20 protein-coding genes and 1 riboswitch are annotated in these 20,542 nt (G+C 51.5%); of the genes, 9 read left to right on the forward strand and 11 right to left on the reverse strand.

Features of this window, described 5'->3' with window-relative positions; all coding sequences use genetic code 11:
• Positions 1-142: 142 nt before the first annotated feature.
• From QMZ30_RS00905 to QMZ30_RS00915, 3 genes are all read right to left on the reverse strand, one after another.
• Positions 143-865, reverse strand: coding sequence for a YoaK family protein (locus QMZ30_RS00905; RefSeq protein WP_283225974.1), 723 nt, complete (start codon positions 863-865; stop codon positions 143-145).
• 115 nt (positions 866-980) lie between these two features.
• On the reverse strand, positions 981-1,658 hold the full coding sequence (locus QMZ30_RS00910; protein ID WP_283225975.1) for a response regulator: 678 nt from the start codon (positions 1,656-1,658) through the stop codon (positions 981-983).
• A gap of 194 nt (positions 1,659-1,852) precedes the next feature.
• Positions 1,853-2,452, reverse strand: a complete 600-nt coding sequence (locus tag QMZ30_RS00915; RefSeq protein ID WP_283225976.1) for a helix-turn-helix transcriptional regulator — start codon at positions 2,450-2,452, stop codon at positions 1,853-1,855.
• A 202-nt stretch (positions 2,453-2,654) separates the two neighbouring features.
• Between QMZ30_RS00915 and QMZ30_RS00920 the strand changes: the two genes are divergently transcribed.
• The 4 genes from QMZ30_RS00920 to msrA all read left to right on the forward strand — a co-directional run bounded on the left by QMZ30_RS00920 (position 2,655) and on the right by msrA (position 4,696).
• Complete coding sequence (locus QMZ30_RS00920) at positions 2,655-2,840, forward strand: con-10 family general stress protein (protein ID WP_072016973.1); 186 nt, start codon at positions 2,655-2,657, stop codon at positions 2,838-2,840.
• Between the two features lie 205 nt (positions 2,841-3,045).
• Positions 3,046-3,291 (forward strand): ParD-like family protein, encoded by a 246-nt coding sequence (locus QMZ30_RS00925; RefSeq protein ID WP_039337220.1) that lies wholly within the window; start codon positions 3,046-3,048, stop codon positions 3,289-3,291.
• The gene (gene map / locus QMZ30_RS00930) at positions 3,288-4,070 is read left to right on the forward strand and encodes a type I methionyl aminopeptidase (RefSeq protein WP_283225977.1); all 783 of its coding nucleotides are present in this window, start codon (positions 3,288-3,290) and stop codon (positions 4,068-4,070) included. The genes QMZ30_RS00925 and map overlap by 4 nt, the downstream gene beginning before the upstream one ends.
• A 92-nt stretch (positions 4,071-4,162) precedes the next feature.
• On the forward strand, positions 4,163-4,696 hold the full coding sequence (gene msrA, locus QMZ30_RS00935) for a peptide-methionine (S)-S-oxide reductase MsrA (RefSeq protein ID WP_283225978.1): 534 nt from the start codon (positions 4,163-4,165) through the stop codon (positions 4,694-4,696).
• Here the strand turns inward: msrA and QMZ30_RS00940 are convergent.
• The gene (locus QMZ30_RS00940; protein WP_283225979.1) at positions 4,693-5,598 is read right to left on the reverse strand and encodes a LysR family transcriptional regulator; all 906 of its coding nucleotides are present in this window, start codon (positions 5,596-5,598) and stop codon (positions 4,693-4,695) included. The two genes, msrA and QMZ30_RS00940, sit on opposite strands and share 4 nt — an antisense overlap.
• A gap of 139 nt (positions 5,599-5,737) precedes the next feature.
• Between QMZ30_RS00940 and hpxD the strand changes: the two genes are divergently transcribed.
• Together hpxD and QMZ30_RS00950 are read left to right on the forward strand one after the other, a co-directional pair.
• Positions 5,738-6,769, forward strand: coding sequence for a molybdenum cofactor-independent xanthine hydroxylase subunit HpxD (gene hpxD, locus QMZ30_RS00945; RefSeq protein WP_502921460.1), 1,032 nt, complete (start codon positions 5,738-5,740; stop codon positions 6,767-6,769).
• An 11-nt stretch (positions 6,770-6,780) separates the two neighbouring features.
• Complete coding sequence (locus QMZ30_RS00950; RefSeq protein WP_283225980.1) at positions 6,781-7,746, forward strand: PDR/VanB family oxidoreductase; 966 nt, start codon at positions 6,781-6,783, stop codon at positions 7,744-7,746.
• Positions 7,747-8,056: 310 nt separating this feature from the next.
• Here QMZ30_RS00950 and QMZ30_RS00955 read toward each other — a convergent pair whose 3' ends face one another.
• Positions 8,057-9,631 (reverse strand): methyl-accepting chemotaxis protein, encoded by a 1,575-nt coding sequence (locus QMZ30_RS00955; RefSeq protein ID WP_283225981.1) that lies wholly within the window; start codon positions 9,629-9,631, stop codon positions 8,057-8,059.
• Between the two features lie 843 nt (positions 9,632-10,474).
• Here QMZ30_RS00955 and QMZ30_RS00960 point away from each other — a divergent pair.
• Positions 10,475-10,678 carry a con-10 family general stress protein gene (locus QMZ30_RS00960; RefSeq protein WP_034822638.1) on the forward strand — a complete coding sequence of 68 codons (204 nt, stop codon included), beginning with the start codon at positions 10,475-10,477 and terminating at the stop codon, positions 10,676-10,678.
• Positions 10,679-11,100: 422 nt separating this feature from the next.
• Here QMZ30_RS00960 and QMZ30_RS00965 read toward each other — a convergent pair whose 3' ends face one another.
• From QMZ30_RS00965 to QMZ30_RS00975, 3 genes are read right to left on the reverse strand one after another with little or no spacing between them, the layout of a single operon-like run.
• Positions 11,101-12,411 carry a c-type cytochrome gene (locus tag QMZ30_RS00965; protein WP_283225982.1) on the reverse strand — a complete coding sequence of 437 codons (1,311 nt, stop codon included), beginning with the start codon at positions 12,409-12,411 and terminating at the stop codon, positions 11,101-11,103.
• 1 nt (position 12,412) lies between these two features.
• Positions 12,413-14,185 carry a GMC family oxidoreductase gene (locus QMZ30_RS00970; RefSeq protein ID WP_283225983.1) on the reverse strand — a complete coding sequence of 591 codons (1,773 nt, stop codon included), beginning with the start codon at positions 14,183-14,185 and terminating at the stop codon, positions 12,413-12,415.
• Positions 14,186-14,212: 27 nt separating this feature from the next.
• On the reverse strand, positions 14,213-14,932 hold the full coding sequence (locus QMZ30_RS00975) for a gluconate 2-dehydrogenase subunit 3 family protein (protein WP_283225984.1): 720 nt from the start codon (positions 14,930-14,932) through the stop codon (positions 14,213-14,215).
• A 420-nt stretch (positions 14,933-15,352) separates the two neighbouring features.
• Here QMZ30_RS00975 and QMZ30_RS00980 point away from each other — a divergent pair, with 420 nt between their 5' ends.
• Together QMZ30_RS00980 and QMZ30_RS00985 are read left to right on the forward strand one after the other, a co-directional pair.
• On the forward strand, positions 15,353-16,372 hold the full coding sequence (locus QMZ30_RS00980) for a LacI family DNA-binding transcriptional regulator (protein WP_283225985.1): 1,020 nt from the start codon (positions 15,353-15,355) through the stop codon (positions 16,370-16,372).
• A gap of 171 nt (positions 16,373-16,543) precedes the next feature.
• Positions 16,544-16,798 (forward strand): hypothetical protein, encoded by a 255-nt coding sequence (locus tag QMZ30_RS00985; RefSeq protein WP_283225986.1) that lies wholly within the window; start codon positions 16,544-16,546, stop codon positions 16,796-16,798.
• Between the two features lie 146 nt (positions 16,799-16,944).
• Here QMZ30_RS00985 and QMZ30_RS00990 read toward each other — a convergent pair whose 3' ends face one another.
• Genes QMZ30_RS00990 through QMZ30_RS01000 form a run of 3 tightly spaced genes read right to left on the reverse strand, consistent with a single transcriptional unit; the run spans position 16,945 to position 20,269 of the window.
• Positions 16,945-17,712, reverse strand: a complete 768-nt coding sequence (locus QMZ30_RS00990; protein ID WP_283225987.1) for a 3-oxoacyl-ACP reductase — start codon at positions 17,710-17,712, stop codon at positions 16,945-16,947.
• Between the two features lie 26 nt (positions 17,713-17,738).
• Positions 17,739-19,190, reverse strand: a complete 1,452-nt coding sequence (locus tag QMZ30_RS00995; protein ID WP_283225988.1) for an acyl-CoA reductase — start codon at positions 19,188-19,190, stop codon at positions 17,739-17,741.
• On the reverse strand, positions 19,187-20,269 hold the full coding sequence (locus QMZ30_RS01000) for a LuxE/PaaK family acyltransferase (protein ID WP_283225989.1): 1,083 nt from the start codon (positions 20,267-20,269) through the stop codon (positions 19,187-19,189). Before QMZ30_RS01000 ends, QMZ30_RS00995 begins: the two co-directional genes overlap by 4 nt.
• Before the next feature lie 100 nt (positions 20,270-20,369).
• Positions 20,370-20,497: riboswitch (TPP riboswitch) on the reverse strand.
• Between the last annotated feature and the right edge of the window lie 45 nt (positions 20,498-20,542).

Below are 20,542 nucleotides of genomic sequence, written 5' to 3' on the forward strand. Positions count from 1 at the left end.
ACATCGAGAAAGGGCGCGCCTCAGGTTTTGCCTGCCGAACAGTAACAATCCTTAACGCAGGCTATCTTGCTAAGCTGCGCTAAAAAGTAGCAAGGAGTTTTCTAAAAATGCACTGAAAAATGTGAGGTGCATCAACTCTCATTCAAGAATGAAGCAAAGATCCGGCACGCTGCAACGCCGATAGCGCCAGTGCAGTGAGTAATACGCCGATAACGATTAAAAATTTATAACTCAATGCCTGAAGCAGCAAAATACCGAGCACACCACCCGCGAGAAAGGCCAGCACGGTGAAAAAGTGCAGCTTAAGACGCTCAATATAGAGTGGTGCTTCCTTAGGGGATTCCTTACGGCGCAACACATCCAACAACATCGCCAATTCAATGCCAATATCCGTTGCCGTGCCGGATACATGGGTGGTGCGGACACGTGCGTTGGATATGCGTGTCACCACAGCATTTTGCAATCCCATCAGAAAGCTCAGACTCAAAATCAGTAAAACACCTGATTCACTGAAACGAAACCAGCTTTCAACCACGCCAAGTGCTAATAGTGCCACGCCTTCCAGCAGAATATTGATAGCGTAAATACCCTGAATTTTCCGCCTGCGCCCCGAGTTAATAATCATCGTTGATACCGACGAACCCGCAATAAACAGCAGCACGATCAGCAGAAAAAACAGGCCGACGTGCAAATTTGCTTTTGCCAGATGGTCGGAGAGAGAGGAGACGTTGCCCGTCATGTTGGCGGAGAAAAAACCCACCGTCTCAAATGCAGCAGTATTAAGCGCACCCGCTACCGCCGCTAGCGTACAAGCCAGGCGAATATCGGTATTAAATGTACGCGTACTTTCAGAGGTGATCAGCATGACATTTCCCGGCCCTGGTAAAGGAAGATATTTTCCTCCTGCGAACGGAAATTCTCAAGCGTCAGGGATACATGCTTTTTTCTCGATGAGACTCACAGTGTGCGCGGTGGATGTTTCAAAAGAAAAGGTCATCGCGATATTTAAACAATTCCAGATCGCTGTTGATACCCAGTTTTTTCATTCCTGCTTGTTTGTGCCCACTGATGGTCTTGCGGCTGCGCTTGAGTTTTTCTGCGATTTCGCTATTTCTCATGCCATCAAGAATGCAACGAATCACTTCCGCTTCACGTGGAGAAAGCATGCTATCCAGTCGTGATATCAAAAGATCATTTTTCTCTGCTGCCGGCATATCTAATACGGTTCCGTCGCATTTACGCATTGGAATTTTGGCTAATTCGATACCAATCTGTTCCGGGATAAAGCGCTGGCCACGACACACCACGCGCAATGCCTGTAAATAGGTTTTAGCGTCTTCTCTCTTAGAAAGGTAACCTTTTATACCGCGCTGAAATGCAGCACGTATCACTGCCAGATTCTCCATAGAGGAGTAGAGAAGAATATTTAAATGAGGGTGATGCGTGAGAATCAGTTTAATCAGTGATAAGCCATCCAACTCATCGTGCCCAAGAATATAATCCAGCACCAGCACATCAACCTGATGCTGCTGCAACCAGTGCAACAGGTCGCGGCTGTGGCCAAAACTCCCCACGATCTGCATATCATGTTGGTTACTGACAGCCATCTCCAAAGATAACCGAATCATTGGATGGTCATCCAGCAGCACCACTGCCATTTTTTCACCTACCGGACAGCTCATCACATTCACCCCGTCAAAGACCTGTTAAACGGCAGATGATCCTGATTTATGCTCAATGCGCATAGCGCGGCACCCGCATATTCTGAGTCAGCGTTTTCTATTTGACGGGTAGGGATTCACTGACTGAATGATATTCAGGAAGAACACAGAACAAAACCAAAAATTGAATGTTATAAAATGTTCCGATTAAAACCATACTTCATCAAACAATCATGAAACTGAACATTATTCCCACAATGCAACTTTAAGGAAATGGAGCGTTTATAATGACTGATCGTTTTATTGTTAAGGTTAAGCCGCATAGCAATTTCTCGCTGGCTGCTATATTGTGAAAACCATTTCAACATATTGAATTCCTGCGGTGACAATGAAGAATCCCCCCCTCTAAACCGGATATTCCCGTTGCTCTCACCTGACAGGTTTAAACCCTGAATGATCTTTTTCAAAGAAATGGTTTTAGACAAAATAGTGACAGAAGACAGGCCATTAGCAAAGAAATTGAGCAATGCTGAATCCGTTATTTCTGTCAAAATCACCACATTAACATGAGGATACAACGACTGTAGCAAACGCAGGAAGACATAGGTGGCTTCTACATCATCAACCTCGGTTTTGAGTTCAAGAATTAGCGCATCAACACGCTGATAAATCAGCACGTGCTTCGCTTCACTGATAGAGGCACAAGCCAACAACTGATGCCCCTTCTCATTCAGCAATGCAGATAATCCCTGCGTAGCCCAATAGTTTGCATCGATATTTAAAATATTCATGATGATTATCAGAAGAGTAAAAAAACATTAAATCGTGAATGCTGTTTTTTTAAAATCGGAGAGTAACGTTTTTTTTGTACGATAAAGCTTACAAATCAAAAATTGCGTTGCCGCTCACTGGCGCAGCGGCAGCGACACACTAAAATTATGGCGTGACTAGCTAGTCCTCAAATCTCTTGGAACATTGATACGAGGTCTTCCTATGAAACAACAGAGCTACAGAGGCGGTGCAGGGAATTTTGCTAACGATCCTGCTCGTGCGAGAGAAGCGGGCAAAGCAGGAGGCAAAGCCAGCGGAGGCAACTTCAGAAACGATCCTGAACGCGCCGTTGAAGCGGGTCGGAAAGGAGGCAAAATAAGTCGCCGTCCTCCAACGAAGTCTGAATAAAGCGCTTTAGGATGTTATCGGCCAGGGACTGGCTTCATCCTTTCAATTCAATGAATAAAACTCCCCTGACCATCTCATCATCCCATTTGCTGTTAACCCTGCCCTATCTAAAGCGTGGTTGTCCCTGCCAATTTTTTCTTTGCACAATGCAAAAATGCACGTAACCTATATATAAAACATATGTGTTTCATATACGGACTGGATAATGGGTATCGTTAAAATATCGGACCTGATGCATGAGAATCTCCGCGTTGCCAGCACCGCGCTGAGCCGTTCGATCAATGCGCAGGCTGAACACTGGATGAAAATCGGTATGTTGGCCGAACTTTATCCCCATCTGAGTCATCATGAGTTGACGCGCCTGCTGATGCGCGTCGAACGCGACGGCGGCGCTGATTTAGCACAGTTGCTCGACCAGCCTACTTACACTTCGCAAGGAATCGCGCAATGAGCATCAAATTACACACCGCTGCAGAAATCGAACTGGCACGTGCCGCCGGACAAGCCGCAGCAAAAGTGCTTGAAATTATCACCCCTCACGTCAAACCGGGCGTGACCACCGATGAACTGGACGCCATTTGCCACGACTATATCGTCAATGAGCTGAAAGTCGTGCCCGCCAACATTGGCTATCACGGCTATACCCGCACCACCTGTACCTCGGTGAATCACGTGGTGTGCCATGGTATTCCTGGCGACAAAAAGCTCAAGCAAGGTGACATCGTAAACATCGACGTCGCCATTATCAAAGACGGCTGGTACGGTGATACCAGCCGCATGTATTACGTCGGTGAACCTTCTGTTCGCGCGAAACGCCTGGTCGAAATCACCTACGAATCGATGGTGGCGGGCATTAAGGTGGTGAAACCCGGTGCCACGCTAGGTGATATCGGCGCCGCCATTCAGCAAGTGGCGGAGAAAGCCGGGTTCTCGGTGGTTCGTGAATATTGCGGGCACGGTGTCGGTCAGGTCTATCATGATGAACCACAAATTCTGCACTATGGCACACCGGGTACCGGCCTCGAACTGAAAGCAGGCATGATTTTCACCATCGAACCGATGATTAACGCTGGCAAAGCGGGCACCAGCGTGCTGTCTGATGGCTGGACTGTGGTCACCAAAGATCGTTCGTTGTCTGCGCAGTGGGAACATACTGTCGCAGTCACCGAAACGGGGTTTGACTTGTTAACACCCTGGCCAGAGGGAACAGGCGATTACGCGGCGATTTAAAAGCGGGCGTCATACAGGGCGCGTCTACAATAGCTTGTCGGGTTCTTGTAAGATGCGCACCATCATTTTTCTGCGATCAGGAATTCAAGTTAATGCGTGAACAAGCCATTTTTGCCGGCGGCTGTTTCTGGTGTACCGAAGCGATTTTCCAGTCAATTGATGGCGTGTTAAGCGTGGAGAGTGGTTACATCGGAGGCCATCTGCCATCGCCCACTTACGACCAGGTTTACAGTGACACCACCGGTCATGCGGAAGCGGTTAAAATCGAATTTGATCCGACGATTGTCAGCTACGCCGACTTACTCGATATCCATTTCGCCACGCATGACGCGACGCAGGAAAATATCAAAGATGGCGTCGTCCGTTCCCGCTATCGTTCCTCCTTGTTCCCCAACAGCGATGCGCAACGCATCGCCGCTGAACAAGGCATTGCCCGCGCAGCAGCCGAACTCGGGAAACCCTTGGTGACGCGCTTAGAACCGCTGGCAGAGTGGTATGCGGCTGAAGATTATCACCAGAATTTCTGGGAAAAAGAGGGGCAGGAAAACGCCTTCTGCATGATGAATATTCCAGCGAAACTGCAAAAGCTGCGTAATAAGTTCCCGAAGCAGGCCACTGACGCTTAACGCCCCATCTGATCAATCACCAGCGTGATGCGTTGAATCACGTTCTGCGCCGCCCGTGACAACTGACGCGACGGCGCCGTACAGAGTGCCAGCGTCAGCGGGCGCATCACGCTGTTTTTAAGCGGCACAAAACAGAGCTGCTTCTCTTGTACTTCCGTCATCACATCCAACAAACTCAGCACGCATACCCCTGTGCCCTGCGCCACCAAACTCCGAATCAACCGAATATCATTGCAGGCGATACGGTTATCCGGCGCCATGCCCTGTTTACGGTATAACGCCGCCACGCGTTCATGCACCACCAGTGAATCACCGGGAATGATGTGACGTTCCATGCTCAACTGACTCAGTGACAGCGAATCTTGTTTGCTCAGCGGATGGGAAGGTGCCATCACAATGCCCATCTCCAGTTCGGCAAACGCCAGCACATCCAACCCACTCTGCCCCGCCGGGTCGAGAATGAGACCAAAATCGATCGCCGACTGGCGGATCAATTGACTAATGGCGTGGCTGTTATCCACGGTGAGTTCAAGCCGGAGCCACTGATGCTCACGTGCCATGTCACCGATCGCATCTGCTACCGGTCCTTTGGTCAGTGATTGCACCAAACCCGCGCTGACATTGCCGCGTTTTAAACCCTGAATATCGTCGAAGCGTTGCCGCGTCACGCGAAATTCCCGCTGCCAGCGCATCACATCGTCGTACAGCAATTCTCCGGCAGTGGTCATGCGCAGCCCTTCTGGCAAGCGCTCAAACAGCGGCGTGCCAAAGCTTTCCTCGGCCTGCAATATCTGCCGGTTAATCGCCGATGCTGAGACATGCAGTTTCTCAGCTGCTTTACGCAAACTTCCGCTGCGCGCGACTTCCGCAAAATAGATTGAAAAACGTGAAAACGGACTCATGCGCCACCTGTACTGATTTTTGCAACAGTTAAGTGAATTCTTACTGATGGATTTGTACAGGGCTAATTATTCACAATGTCCTGACAAAAATGAAGTCTTTCAGCAGCGCCTTTTGTGAGCCACTAACAGGAACATCGCCATGCATACACCGACTCCTCCTGCACATTGTACCTTCGAGCCCGATGACTGGCTGCGCCTGGCGCGTCAGTGGCACCCTGTGGCGCGCTCCTGCGATATCACTGGCGCGCCGGGTAAAGCTGTCCTGCTGGACGAGCAATTAGTGGTCTATCGGATTCATGGCAAAGTCGTGGTTGCACGGGACGTCTGCCCGCATCGCGGCGTTCCATTAACACTCGGCTTTCATGATGAAGAGGGCGTGGTTTGTCCTTATCACGGCTTGCGCTTTGGTGATGATGGGCGTTGCAACCGTATCCCCTCCAGCCCAGGTCAGCCGATTCCTGCCAAGCTCAATTTGATCAGTTATCAAGTCGAAGAGCGCTTCGGGTTGATCTGGGTGTGCATCGCGCCCGATGCGGATAATCCGTCACCTTTGCCGAGTATGCCTCACTGGGACGACGTCGGTTTCCAGCAGATTAACTGCCCCGGTTTTGAAGTAGATGGGTTCGCTGGCCGTCAGGTGGAAGGTTTCCTGGATGTGGCACATTTTGCGTGGGTGCACACTGAAACCTTTGCCGACCCCAATAATCAGGTCGTGCCGGCTTACAACCCCGTTGAAACCGACACCGGTTTTGCCGTGGATTACTGGAGCTCTGTGAGCAACTTCGCCGCCGACAGTCCGCAGCAAGCCCCTGAAGGATTTGAATGGTTGCGCCATTTTGAAATGCATCTGCCTTTTACCGCCACACTCACCATCCATTTTCCTGGTGAATCACGGCTGGTGATTATGAACGCGGCTTCTCCGGTATCTGCCCGGAAAACACGGATGTTTGCCCCCATCGCGCGTAATTTCGATCTGCACGTGCCAGTGGAAGACGTGCACGCCTTCAATCTAAAGGTGTTTGAAGAAGACCGTTTGATGGTCGAAACGCAAAAACCGGAACGTTTGCCACTGGATCTGGCGCTGGAAGCGCACATTCCGGCAGACCGCAGTTCCATCGCCTATCGTCGTGGCCTGAAACGCATGGGCTTTGGTGAATTCTTCCTGGTGTAGTGGAGGCGCCCATGAAAACAGAATTGAAGGTTATAGTGGATGGTATCTACCGTCAGGGTCGTCATAACCTGAGCGTCAATCTGGTCGCGGATAATGGTCAGCCACTGCCCGAATGGCAGCCGGGTGCACATATTGATGTTCATTTACGTGATGGTTTGATTCGTCAATACTCGCTGACCGGTCAAAGCCGCGTACGCAGCCATTATCAAATCTGTATTGCGCGCGATCGTCAGTCACGTGGCGGATCGCGTTACGTGCATGACTCGCTGAGGCCGGGTCAGGTGCTGAATATATCGGCACCCCGCAATCTGTTTCCCCTGCAACCTGCAGGCAAAGTGATTCTAATGGCCGCCGGTATTGGCATCACGCCATTGTATGCCATGGCGGAAGCGCTGGAGCTGTCTGGCGTGCCCTTTGTGTTGCACTACTATGTGAAACAGCGTGGCGATGAAGCCTTTCTGGCGCAGCTATCAAAGCCCTTTGCGCACGGTTTTTGTGAAATCTGGTACAGCAGTGAAGGCCACAGTCCACGCGACCACCTTCCCGCCGAGTTGCTGACGATCGCGGAGGATACCCATCTCTATTTATGCGGCCCGCAAGAGTTCATGACGCAGGTTTCGCAGCAGGCCACAGCTCGCGGCTGGCGCAGTGAGAATATTCACACCGAAGCGTTTAAGCCCGCGCTTCCCACATCAATGGCTATTGATGAAGGTTTCACTGTCACGATTGCCCGTACCGGGCAGCAATGCATTGTTTCTCCCGATCAAACCATCGCCCGTGTGCTGCTGGAAAACGGTGTCGATGTGCCGCTCTCGTGTGAAATGGGCATGTGCGGCGCATGCCTGACGCGTGTCACTGAAGGCGAGATCGATCACCGCGATACCGTTCAGTCTGACGCCGAAAAATCCGGCGCTGAGCAGTACATTGCATTGTGCTGCTCACGCAGTAAGTCAGCGAACCTGGTGATCGACTTGTGACTTATTGAGTGCGGGTTGTCAAAAAGGGCACATTGCCTGAAGCTCTGACGCCTCTGCTGCACCCTCAGGGCTATCCGCAGCGCTGAGACTTTTACGTTGGGCCAGGAGCCCCACGCGGGGAGGCGTGGGTCAGTTCGCGGCCGACCATGGATGGTCATCCGCGAACGGTCCGTCCGGCACGACGTGGAAGTCGAAGGTACCGCTTTAGCGGCGCGAGGACGGCCCAGAGGGGGCAGTAGTGGCGGCAGAGCCCGCACTGAAAAGAAAGGCCGCTTATCAATAAGCAGCCTAAGTCCTTAACTGGCAAGCATCACGGCAAGGTCACGTGTTTCCGCAGTGTAAACACACTGACGCTTTGCACCATATTGGCTGCTTGCTCGCTCAACATGGCCGAAGCTGCCAGCGACTGCTCGACCAGAGAGGCATTCTGCTGAGTGGTGATGTCGATTTGGCTGATCGCGGTATTAATCTGGCTGATACCATCAGCCTGTTCAGCGCTGGCCTGGTTAATTTGTGACAACACTTCTTTCATATTCACCACGTTCGACATCATCTCTGACATCAGTTTGTTGGCATCCGCCACCATGTCACGTCCATCGACAATGCGTGTGGAGGATTCTTCAATCAGGTGACGAATTTCATGTGATGAAGTGGCTGTTTTCTGTGCCAGCGCACGGACTTCCTGTGCTACCACAGCAAAACCACGGCCATGCTCGCCTGCACGGGCGGCTTCAACTGCTGCATTGAGCGCCAAAATATTGGTCTGGAACGCGATAGAATCAATAAGATTGATAATCTCGGCCATACGGCCTGCAGAATCATGAATCTCAGCCATCTTAGTCGAAACATTATTCATCATGCTGGCGTTCTCTTCTACTGCACTTTCCGCCTTTTGCGACAATCCCGCTGCGAAATGGGTGTTGTTTCGCGTATTACTGATGGTCGCGGTAAATTCCTCAACGGATGCCGCCGTCTGTTCTACTGAACTGGCCTGCTCTTCCGTGCGTGCAGCAAGATCGTTAGTGCCCGACATGATTTCGCTGGCACCACCGGAAATCTGTTCGGCGCTAATGCGTATATTGCTGACAATCTCCGACATCTTCTCCTGCATTTGCTGAATGGCACAAATTAATTCTCCCATTTCATCTTTACGCTTTTCGTAAAAACCAGAGCTGAGGTCACCATCCGCTACACGACCCAGGAAGCTAATAACATTTTTCAGAGGAACAGTAATCGAACGGATAATAATCCAACCGAGCACAGCCGAAAGTCCAATAGCCACGATAAAAATAATTACCATGGAAATTTTCGTACTGTGATAAGACCCCATAAAATTATTATAAGACCCATTCATCTGCTGCTCTTGAAGCGCAATGAAACGCTGAACCTCACCCGTATATTCACCCTGCCTTGCAGCCATGGTCGTGAGATAATAGTCCAGTGCTTTTGCGGGATTCTGTTTAAGGAGTTGCAGGAATTCATTACGCACCTGCAAATAAGCAGCACGTTTCTCATTTAGCACTTTCAAATATGCCAGTGACTCTTCGTCACTCGCCAATACATCTAGTTTTCGGTATATCTCGGAGATCTGCCCGGTTGAACGTTGTAAGCCATTCATGATAGTGGCTCGCCGCTCTTCGTCAATGGGGCTCAACAGCAAAGCCTGCTGCTGTATGGTCGCATTGATCTCAGCGATCAGTTGATTACCCAATGAGATGGTCGGGTAATCATCCTTCATCATGCCATTAACTCCCGTTTGTGCCAGGAATAGTGAATTCAGTCCCATGGCTGCGACCAGCAGCAACATCGCGATATTGATGAGCGAGGAAATAATAAGTTTGGTGCGTAATTTTACATTACGTGAAAATCCTTGAACTACGTCCATTTAGAAACCTCAATGATTTTATTGATAAGTCATAAATTGCCAGGTGTCTTTTAAAAGCCGATAAAAGAATAGACGCCATCATGAATCAACAGCATCGTTGTTGTTATCGTCAGTGACGACGTTAACCTTAATAGTTTTACTTAACTGTTACTTAATGACCCAAGAGGATTTACTTAGTGTGTATATGTTAAAAAATAAATTTGATCAGTTAAACTGAACTATTTTTGGAAATCATCATGTGTTTAATTTAAAGACATTATTTACTAAACCAATGATCTCACTCGTTACCTGGCATTCGATTAACATAAAGTCACTTTTAGCGAACTATCAATAATTTCTGTTAATAGTTATTCATTAACATTCAATGCAACTGTCCAATCGCACCCAGCTGGCACTTTAGTGATCCTTCGCAGGCTTCATCATGAAAACGCGCCTGCAAAAGCAGCGTTAAATGCTTAGCTTGCGAATCAATTTTTACGCATTTCTGATGACTAAAGTGGCGTTAATAAGCGAAGCGTTAATTTAAAGATCTTCTTTCTTTATTAACCTGTGGAAGAATGATCGCAACTCAACACCGTTTTAGCAACTCGTTTTCAAGAACCTAATAGTAAGCCAACTACCGCTTCGCTTATATATACCAACAACAGACTTTACTAGAGGCATAAAATGCGATAACAATGAATTATCTTTCTGCCACACATAAAAATAGGCGTTAATTGACGTAGACTTAAACAAACAAAGCCAAAAATATTAAAACTTAAGATTAATCCTGGCTTGATTATGGTAAAAACGACACTACATTTATTTTGCTTTACGTTGGTATGAATATAACGAGGAGAACGCATGACGGACCCTAACAAGCATCCTGAAGAGGAAGAGAAAAAGACGCAACGTCGTGGGGGCACAGGAAACTTCGCCGAGGATAAGGAACGCGCAGCTGAAGCAGGCCGCAAGGGAGGCCAGGTGAGCGGCGGCAATTTTAAAAATGATCCTAACCGTGCCGTAGAGGCCGGCAGGAAAGGAGGAAAGATCAGCCGCCGTAAATAACACTCTATCTGAGATAATACAGGGTTAGTCTGGCTAACCTTCTTCACAACACTCTCCTGTCGTGTATTAGCGCTTCGCTTAAATGCAAGATTAGCTTCGCCAGGAGAGTTATTCCTATCGAACCCCTCAAAAAATCGATCATTTCTTGATCGATTTCTCACTAATTACCGCTTCGCTTATTAATGATTTTCTCTTTATTTATTAATGATCATTTAAAATTCCTGATTAAATAAACAATCAATAATTAACCAACATATTTGTACAGACACCAACAAACTGTACACCTTCAGGGTAATTACAATGTCAGTAGTTTAATTAATTACTAAACCGGAAAAGTAAAATCAGCAGCACAGCACTCCCCTACAGCCAACAAAAAAGGCTGCCACCTCCAGAGAGATGACAGCCTTTGTCAGTTACCTCACTCAGTGTGATGCCATCTGCTCCGGGAGTGCCAGTTGAGCGCGTGCTTTGGCAACCTCTTCAACGCTCACCGGTTTAGCTGCGTTCCCCCAGCTATTGCGTAAATACGTTGCTGCCGCCGCCACCTGCTCGTCAGAGAGCTTCCAGGCGAAGGAAGGCATCGCACCACTGGTGGGGTTACCGGCCGTCACAGCGCCGCGCCCACCCTGCAACACCGTGGTGATAATGGAAGAGGCATCATCGGCTAACAGGCCGGGATTGCCCGCCAGGCTCGCCGCAAGATTGGGGATCCCTTTACCGTCGCTGTTGTGACAGGCAGTACAGTTGGCCGAGTAGACATTCTCCCCCATCTTCATCTGCGCATTATCCAGAGAGAGTGGCTGAGGCAAAGAGGTGGTAGATGCCGGCACCTGTTTCAGATATACCGCGATCGCTTTGAGATCATCATCCGTCAGGTGCTGCGTTGAGTTGGTCACCGCCTCAGCCATAGGGCCTGACGCAACCGCAACGTGGTTACTGCCGAGCTTGAGGTAGTCCACCACCTGTTGCTCGGACCAGCTACCGATGCCGGTATGTGGATTAGGCGTGATATCAGGCGCATGCCACTCGCCCAGATTGCCGCCCTGCAGATAATCGCTACTGTCGCCACCAATCAGGTTTTTCGCCGTATGGCAGGCTGCGCAGTGTTCTGGTCCTTCCACCAGGTACGCTCCGCGATTCCATTGCGCCGACTGGCTGTTATCCACCTGGAATCCAGCGTTTTTGAAGAACAGCAGGTTCCAGCCCATCATGGCCAGACGAATGTTATACGGGAAGCCCAGATTCGTTTCCGGCACCTGATAATGGATTGGCTTCACCGAACGCATATACATCCACAGATCATGCATATCCTTATCGGTCAGCTTCACGTAAGCGTTGTATGGCATGGCAGGATAGAGATGTTCGCCCTCTTTACCTTTACCGTGACGCACCGCGCGGAAGAAATCACGTTCTGTCCAGCTGCCGATCCCGGTCTCGGTATCCGGCGTAATGTTGCTGGCATAAATGCCACCAAACGGGGTGCTAATCTTATAACCCCCAGCCAATGGCAACTTGCTCTCCGGCATGGTATGGCAAGCGGTACAGTCGCTGGCGATGGCGACGTAGCGTCCACGTTCAATAGCGGCACTATCTGCTGCCGTGGGCGGCTGGCTGGTCAATACCGTGTCGCTGGCGACGTTATCCGCTGAGGTATCGCCGTTGACCCACAGCATACCCGCAGCAACCGCCGCAGCGACCACCGCCACGCCCGCAATCAGTTTGGTCTTTTTCATCTCACACCTTTACCAACGGACCTGGATTTTTCAGGTATTGCTCAATAATGGCTTTCGCCGTCCACAAGCTCAGTGCCCCAATCGTGCCGGTCGGGTTATATCCGGCATTGTTGGGGAATGAAGAGGCCCCAAGCACAAATACGTTGTGGGCATCCCAGCACTGCTGGTAGCGGTTGAGCACTGACGTTTTCGGATCGGTTCCCATCACCGCACCACCAATGGTGTGGTCGCTGGCAAAGTTGTAAGGCGAGTACGCGCCGGTGGCTGAGTTTGTGCCTAATACCAACTCCGCGCCCATCGCTTTACCTATCTCGACGCTTTTCTCTTCGATAAATTTCGCTGATTTGCGGTCGTTATCGTTGTAGTCAAAGGTGACGCGCAGCAAGGCATTGCCGTTGTCATCTTTGTATTCCGGATCGAGGTCGAGGTAATAATCTTCGTGTGAGTAGCTGGTGCCCTGGCCGAATATAAAAGTGGTGTTCTGGAAAGCGTGGGTATAGGCCTTCTTCCAGTCTTTACCCCAACGTGGAGAGCCTGGCGGCAGTGCATCTGCGTTACCAATCGGGCGCGCCCCGCGCGCAACCACCAGAATGCCTGCACCACCGATAAAGCCAAGACCGGTATGGTCAAAGTTATCGCCATTCCAGTCATCAACCTGTGATGAGAGTGCACCGGCTCCGATGTACTGGTTCAGGTTCTCATCTTTAAAGTGGATCGCTGCGCCAGAGACGGTCTGGAAGCTGTAGGCACGTCCTACCACCCCCGTTTTGGTCACCGGATTGTAAGGCACACCAATTTTCGACAGCAGCAACAGTCGTACGTTTTGCATCTGGAATGCAGACAAGATGACGATATCTGCAGGCTGTACCCACTCTTTTTTGTTTTTATCGAGATAGGTCACCCCGGTCGCGGTTTTACCATCCTCCGCTTTATTCACACGGACCACGGCAGAATCGGTTAATACGGTGAAATTCTCACGCTGCATCAGCGCCGGGATGACGCAGGCGTTCGGACTGGATTTGGAGAAGTTACCGCAGCCGTAATAGAGGCAGTAACCGCAATAGGTGCAAGGACCCATGCGTACACCGAGCGGATTAACATAAGCGCGTGACGCCTGGCCCGCGGGCACCATAAAGGGATTGAGGCCTATCTTCTTCGCGCCTTCCGCGAAGATATCGGTCAGACGCATGCTTTCCAGCGCGGGTAAGGGGTACTCGCTGCTGCGATTTCCCTCAAACGGGTTGCCGCCAGGCACGGTTTCGCCGTTTAACTTACCTGCCTTGCCCGACACACCCGCGATTTTCTCGAAGCGGTCGTAGAAAGGCTCCAGCTCGTCATAGGTCACCCCCCAGTCCTGCAGGATCACGCCTTTGGCGATCTGCTGCTTGCCGTATCGCTTCATTGTCTGGGTGTAAGGCTCAAAATCAAAGGGGGTAAAACGCCATGCCATGCCCGCCCAGTGCGTACCGGAACCTCCTACGTTGTAACCCAGTTCATTCAGGTTCCACTCACGGGTAGGCAGAGCGGTCTGCGTTGTGTTATTGCGGAAAGTGGTGGTTTCAACGGCGGGTGGCAGCAGCATGCTGCGGCGCGTATCCCAGCGCAGTTCATCGGTATCGACCGACGGCGGAAAATCAGTGGCGGTTTCAAACCACGGGCCACGTTCAATGGCAACGACATTCAGACCGGCGCGGGTCAGCTCTTCGGCAATCAAAGAGCCGCACCAACCCAGGCCGACAATGGCGACATCAGCTTTTGGACGGACGTTATTCATGTTTTATTGCTCAGCTAAGGCGAAAAATTAAAGGGTGTTATCAATCAGGCTGGTCGGGATGATGTTGAGCTTTTGCCCTTTTTTCGGCAGCAGGTCACGGAAATCGTAACGCGCGCCGGGGAAGCCAATCATTTTCCAACTGGTCATGTCTTTGTTGCCGCCGTAAATCGGGTCAGCGAGGAAGCCTTCACGCACGTTCTGTAGCAGCAATTCAAAGAACACCTTGGTTTCCACTTCTTCGCCCAGATTGAGGCTATTGTTCTCCATGGTGGTCAGCACCTGATCCTGCTGTTCGCCACTCAGCGACAGAAAGTCTTTGCCATAGTGTTGCTGCATAGCGTTGTCCAGTGCGGCAATCCCCAGGCGATAGCGTTGCGCAGGCGTCAGCGGTGATTGCGGTCCCTGTTCTGGCGTACCTTTGACAAACTTACCCAAACGATAGATCGCGACCGCATTGCCGTAATCACCGGCCAGTTGACGATCAATGAAGATGGCACAGCCGGCCTCTTTACCACTGAGGCTGGTTTCATCGGCCGGAATAAAACGTTCGGCAATGGCTCCCACGGTGTCGAATTCATGCTGGGTAAGATATTGGAGACCACCTTTACGGGGCGGTGCGGGAGGCGTCTGGACTTTGCCTGGCTCCCAAGGCTGACCGCCATTGACCTCTTCAGCCTTAGTCAGCGTCGGGATCGAGGAAGCCACGCCCAATGCGGTCATGGAGGTGAGGAATTCTCTGCGTTTCATATTTTCCCTGCTTTCACATTGCAAACCGGGCCAAATATCAGACGTATTTGTGCCTGGCATTGAGCCATATCAATAAGGATTAATGGATTTATTAGGACGTTGCCCAGTGGGCTTTTATTAGATTAACAACGAGGTAAGTTTTTACATTCAAATCACGGAATTAATTAAATCTTAACAACGCAGCAAAGAGTAATGACTCCCCCTGCGCTTTAAAAGGTTTTTATTGATGGTTTCCCATCATTTATTTTCATCATCCATTTATTGAGAAGCGCTAGAGTATCGTTTCGCCTCGCAACAATTAACATCTTGCCAGCGAGGAGCAGTTACGCATAATACGGCACACGCAAACGCCATACTGTGATGCGAAACGCACTGAGTATGGTTTAAATATTAGACATCCTGCTGGGGCACTGACTTAAAATGAAAAAACTCACCCTGATAAAGGTTGCTGAACTGGCCGGGGTTGGGATTGCCACAGTGGATCGCGTGCTGAATGAGCGTGGCGGTGTTCGTCCTGAGACGGTGCGCAAGGTGTTACGCGCAGCACGGCAGGCGGGCTTACAACGTCTATTGCCTGATGATACCCAGCACCCCTGGCAAATAGAGGTGTTCCTCAGCAGTAACGGCACCTGGTTTTTTCAACAACTCGCGGATGAGTTTGCCAACATCGCCGACCGACTTGGCTACCGGAAAATTAAATTATTCCGTACTCTGGTGAACGAAAACCCACCGGATAAACTCGCCGAAAAGATAAAAAAAAGCAGTGAATTGCGTGACGGTATTATTGTTTATGGTCATGACTATCCGGTTATTCATGACGCCTTAGCATACTGCAAGGAGAGAGGTATTCCGGTGATCTCACTGGTTTCCGACTTAGCCGATTCGCATCGATTCTGTCATGTTGGAATAAATCAGTATCAGGCGGGGCGCACCGCTGGTTTATTAATGAGCCAAACGATGCCAAACGCAGGCGACGTCATCATGGTTAGCGGCCGTTTTGATTTTAGTGCTCATATTCAACGTATTTCCGGCTTCCGTGATGCCATAACACAACGTGCCCCTTGGTTGCGTTTACGCGAAGTGTTGGCCGGTGAAGATGAGCGGCATAAAATACGTGCTCTGCTCAATCAGGCATTACATCAATCCGATAATGTCGTGGGATTATATAACTCAGGCGATAATAACAGCGATATCAGTGCTGTATTGCATCAGCATCAGTTAACCGGGCGCTGCTGTTATATCACTCACGAACTGTATGATGTGACCCGGCGGCTTTTGCAAACTGGCGCCCTCTCCTACACTTTAGATCAGAATGCACGCCAACATGCTGTGCTGGCGACCGATCTGCTCATTCGCTATCTTGAACAGGGGTTTATTCCCGACCTGTATCAAGACGGACGCGTGGAACTGCGCATTGTGACTGCAGAAAATCTGGATTGATGCCAAAACCTCTTCACGAACAAAGATAGCCTGCTCTGGATACCGGTGCGTTGTTGTCAGCCGCCCATAAAGGTCAGGATCAGATATTCATTCAATACGCATAATTATTCTGCACACAAGGCCCCTTGCGGTTTACACTGAGGCTCTAGATGGCGTGCAGAGGATGCAAACGTGCTTTCCAAAATCCCCGATTATGAAACCGACCGCGAAGGCTATATGGAATTTATGACGCGCAGCAACGCGCTACGCATGGAGTTGCTGATCCTGTCGGAGAAATTCATCGAAGTTCATGGCTCTTACGAGGCCGGGATGGCAGAAATGGGTGAATGGTTGCTGAACTATGCGGAGAGCGCAATGATCCAAAAGGCGAGCCAAGGCCCCATTAGCAAAGCGTGGTTACTGGAAGAGTTAAAGGGGCGCCAGTGACTCTCTGCTTTCGCTCAGTTAAGCAATAATCTGCATAGGTATACAATTGCGCATGAATGCGCATTCCAGGAAAAACGCGTCCGTTCGTGCACGGTCGCCCTTCAAGGCGACCGTCAGCCGTTTCACTGACAAGCGTTACACCAGCCTCACCCCATCACCAATCCGCCATCCACATACAATGTCTGCCCGGTGACAAACTCGCTCCAGTCCGAGGCTAAAAACAGTACCGGGCCGGCGACATTACCCGGTTCGGCAATGCGGCGCAATGGGGTTTGGGCGGTGATAAAATCGCGTACATCTTCCCGCGTCGCGCGGCTGGCATCGGTCGGATATACCAAACCCGGTGCGACACAGTTGACGCGAATGCCGAGCGGCCCCAACTCTGCGGCAAGCGAACGGCTGAAGCCAATCAAGGCGGATTTGGCCGTCACATAGTCGTGGTACGGCACTGAAGGACGGGCAACCAGATCGCTCGACAGGTTGACGATGCTGCCGCGTGCCCGCGCTCGCATCAAAGGCAATGCGGCCTGGCAGACGTTATAGGCCGCCCCGACTGCACCCTCAAACTGGCTCTGGTAGCCCTGCCATGAGGTTTCCCAAAAGCGCTGGCGATTGTCGGTATCAAACACATAAGGAGCAAACGCATTATTGATCACCGCATCCAGACGCCCCGTGGTATTGAGGATTTTCTCCATCATCGCCGCCACCTGCTCAGGTGACGTCACATCCGCACGAATCGCCACAGCCGCACCGCCCAAGGCTTCACAGCTTTTCACCACTCCGGCTGCGGCCTCCTCACTGTGCAGATAATTCACTACCACCAGTGCGCCTTCAGCGGCAAAGGCTTTGGCGATCGCCGCACCAATGCCTCGGCTCGCGCCCGTGACCAAAACCGTGCGATCAGCAAATTTCATAGATTACCTCCTGTAGAAAAACACCCTCAGTCAGCGTAAGGCGCGAATTTTTCTGCCGCCTGTTCCGCTGCATGTTCAATTTCGGTCATGGTGACAAGATCCAGCAGGCTAAAGCGCCCATCGTGGTGCCAGCCTGCCGCGGGCGACGTCATTGCACCAAAGGCGGTGATACGCGTTACGCCCACTTTCCCCAGTCGCGAAGACAGGCGGAACAGTGCATCCGGTTCTGCTGCCACGGCAGCCGTCTGCAAATAGATTTTTTGCCGGGCAATCAGTGGAATCGCGTCTTCGATGTCATCCACGGCAACAACTTTCAACGTTCGCCCAAGCGCCGTTGGTGAGAGCGCTTCACATACATCCACACACACCACAGCCCAGCTATCGGTTGCTTCGCCATACAAGGTGCGATCGCCCTGCAATGCGCGGATTTCTTCGGTGCTGCGCCAGGCGGCGACGTGATGGGCCTCAGCCTGCGAAAGTGCGCGCCGTGGATATTTACGTGCCAGAACCTGCAACTCATGGGCGAGATAAGCAGCAAACTCCTGCGGTGAGACGCGTCCACCGCGCTCCACAAACAGCATTTGCGGTGAATAACATCCGGCCTGGTCATAGCGCATCACGTCAAAAGCGGCACGGCGCGCCAGCTCCGCCCCCTGTCGCGCATCCAGCGCCGATCGCGCCACTAAACCAACGCTGATCTTGTGACCGTGCGGCAGAAAACGGGTGGTGACAGGTAGCTGCTGCTGAATCGCCTTGAGCGTCGAATTGCCACCGTACGCCACTACCACATCGGGCTGTTGGAACCACGCGGCTTCTGCGGTGCTGTCGCCGCCCTTCCACCACACCACCGCCAGACACTCACCCAGTTGCGGATCGATGTCGGCCAGCAGTTGGGCAAGCCATCCCGCCATTAGTGGTTCTGCGCCGGGCAGTTTGCCAACCGTTCCTGCTTTAACCAGCAAACCGTTAATCAAACTCCACAGCGGCAACCCCGGCACATTGCCTGCCCAGATATGCAGCAATAATTCAGGTCCAAACGCGCGCGCAAAGCCACCGTTGGGGCGCGGCTGGAAATCATCCAGTATGTGCGGGTCGGTAAAGTCTTCTGCCAGGAACCGTTTCAACTGTGGCTGGCGAAAGGTTTTGAGATAGCCAGTCAGTCCGGTGCGAATCATCTCGGCATCAAAACCGGTGACGATGGGCAGTAACGCTTCCGCTTTGCTACGCAGTGGATGGTTGCGGTCCAGCAGACGCGAAATCGCTTCATCCACGATGGCGACAATCCTGGTCACACTAAGCGTGCTCAGATAGTCACGCGCATGGCGGCGGATATGGCCGCTCAACTTCTCGATTTGCGCCGCATTGAGATCCGGCACGGCGACATCCAGCTGTTTACCATGATGGGTGAAGCTCAGCGTATGCCACTGCACCTCAGACGATGTGAAGCCGCTCGGCAGGTAACCCGCGCTCTCTTTCACAGGGCACCTTGCGTGGCTGCGAGAAATTCGGCCATCGCCAGTGAGCACCCTTTTGCATCCGCGCCAGTCACCCTTCCCAGTAACTGGAAACCACCTGCTACGGCGACGCCCGCGTCTTCGGTCAGTAAGGCCGACACAGAATTGAAATGGGCAAGATCGTGATGCACCAGCACCCCGATTTCTCCCTCGGGCACATCCTCACCCGTGAGGGGATTGACTACCCGCGTACGGATCCAGTGCGGGCCTGATTTTACAGACGGGCATTCGACATTGCCGTTGTCATAAAACTGGCTGCTGAGTTCAGTCATGCCATACATGTTGATGCACTGCTCACGCGGCACGCCCAAGGATTTGGTCAGCGCGTTGTAAAAATCGTCCGCTTCAACCTCGCGTGACTGCCCTTTAAATCCGCCGGTGTCGAGTATCCGGCTGCCCTCGGGCAGGGAAAAACAGCGGCCCTGACGTTGCAACTCATCCATTAGATGCACAAAGCTGTAGCTGGCCCCCAGCAGAGCATAGGGCTCGCCGCGGGTCTCGGCCTGTTCCAGCGCGGCAAACAAACGCGCCCAGTCAATGCCACTGTCATTCAACATCACTGCACTGTCGGGCGTGCCAAAAGTCTGTTTTGCCAGCGTCAGGTAATGCGCCAGTGAGGAGTTCGGCAATACGCTGCTATCGGGGAATAAGATGCCCATGCGGATACGTTCCCGGCCTGCCATAAATCGCTGGCGGAAATTGAGCGTCATGGAGCATTTCCATACATCCAGCGTGGGATGATAACTGCGCCCTTTCACCGTGCCGGTGGTGCCACTGGTCATAAACACCCCCTCCACGTCATCCGTGGCATGGCAGCTCAGCGTGAGATCTTTAAAGGCCGTAATCGGGATAGCGGGGATGGCGCGCCAGTGTTTTACCGTGAACGGTGTACGTCCACGCTGAATGGCAAAGCGGCGGTAAGGTGGATTGTGCTCAAACTGATAAGCAAAGATAGCGAGTGCCAGACGGTTAAAATCGTCATCGCCGGTGTCCTGACGAGACAGAAAGGTCAGTAGCGCATCGATAAGTGCAGCTTCGGTCATGGATTCCACCTACTGTGATTGTGCGAGGTCTCTATCAGGCAAAGCCTGGTGAGGATGTTCTGTCCGCTACAAAGCACAAAGATGGAATCAGGGCGTGAAAGTGCCCTGTGTCCCGCATCCCTACGCCGGTATTAGCCGGATCAGGTTCGGAGGGTCACTACGTTGCCAGCGACAGATCGCCAGCGGGTAGAATCTCAGCCCGCTACTCGGGCACCCCTTGGAACAAGCGGCAGTCTAGGATGCTGCCCGCTCAGGTGTCAAGCCAGCAGAAAA

Origin of the sequence: Pantoea sp. EA-12 (assembly GCF_030053355.1) — a bacterium.
Taxonomy (GTDB): Bacteria; Pseudomonadota; Gammaproteobacteria; order Enterobacterales; family Enterobacteriaceae; genus Pantoea; species Pantoea vagans_C.

Coding starts and splice junctions, on each gene's coding strand:
- QMZ30_RS00905 (WP_283225974.1), bottom strand. CDS start 865: ATGCTGATCACCTCTGAAAGTACGCGTACATTTAATACCGATATTCGC.
- QMZ30_RS00910 (WP_283225975.1), bottom strand. CDS start 1,658: ATGGCAGTGGTGCTGCTGGATGACCATCCAATGATTCGGTTATCTTTG.
- QMZ30_RS00915 (WP_283225976.1), bottom strand. CDS start 2,452: ATGAATATTTTAAATATCGATGCAAACTATTGGGCTACGCAGGGATTA.
- QMZ30_RS00920 (WP_072016973.1), top strand. CDS start 2,655: ATGAAACAACAGAGCTACAGAGGCGGTGCAGGGAATTTTGCTAACGAT.
- QMZ30_RS00925 (WP_039337220.1), top strand. CDS start 3,046: ATGGGTATCGTTAAAATATCGGACCTGATGCATGAGAATCTCCGCGTT.
- map (WP_283225977.1), top strand. CDS start 3,288: ATGAGCATCAAATTACACACCGCTGCAGAAATCGAACTGGCACGTGCC.
- msrA (WP_283225978.1), top strand. CDS start 4,163: ATGCGTGAACAAGCCATTTTTGCCGGCGGCTGTTTCTGGTGTACCGAA.
- QMZ30_RS00940 (WP_283225979.1), bottom strand. CDS start 5,598: ATGAGTCCGTTTTCACGTTTTTCAATCTATTTTGCGGAAGTCGCGCGC.
- hpxD (WP_502921460.1), top strand. CDS start 5,738: ATGCATACACCGACTCCTCCTGCACATTGTACCTTCGAGCCCGATGAC.
- QMZ30_RS00950 (WP_283225980.1), top strand. CDS start 6,781: ATGAAAACAGAATTGAAGGTTATAGTGGATGGTATCTACCGTCAGGGT.
- QMZ30_RS00955 (WP_283225981.1), bottom strand. CDS start 9,631: ATGGACGTAGTTCAAGGATTTTCACGTAATGTAAAATTACGCACCAAA.
- QMZ30_RS00960 (WP_034822638.1), top strand. CDS start 10,475: ATGACGGACCCTAACAAGCATCCTGAAGAGGAAGAGAAAAAGACGCAA.
- QMZ30_RS00965 (WP_283225982.1), bottom strand. CDS start 12,411: ATGAAAAAGACCAAACTGATTGCGGGCGTGGCGGTGGTCGCTGCGGCG.
- QMZ30_RS00970 (WP_283225983.1), bottom strand. CDS start 14,185: ATGAATAACGTCCGTCCAAAAGCTGATGTCGCCATTGTCGGCCTGGGT.
- QMZ30_RS00975 (WP_283225984.1), bottom strand. CDS start 14,932: ATGAAACGCAGAGAATTCCTCACCTCCATGACCGCATTGGGCGTGGCT.
- QMZ30_RS00980 (WP_283225985.1), top strand. CDS start 15,353: ATGAAAAAACTCACCCTGATAAAGGTTGCTGAACTGGCCGGGGTTGGG.
- QMZ30_RS00990 (WP_283225987.1), bottom strand. CDS start 17,712: ATGAAATTTGCTGATCGCACGGTTTTGGTCACGGGCGCGAGCCGAGGC.
- QMZ30_RS01000 (WP_283225989.1), bottom strand. CDS start 20,269: ATGACCGAAGCTGCACTTATCGATGCGCTACTGACCTTTCTGTCTCGT.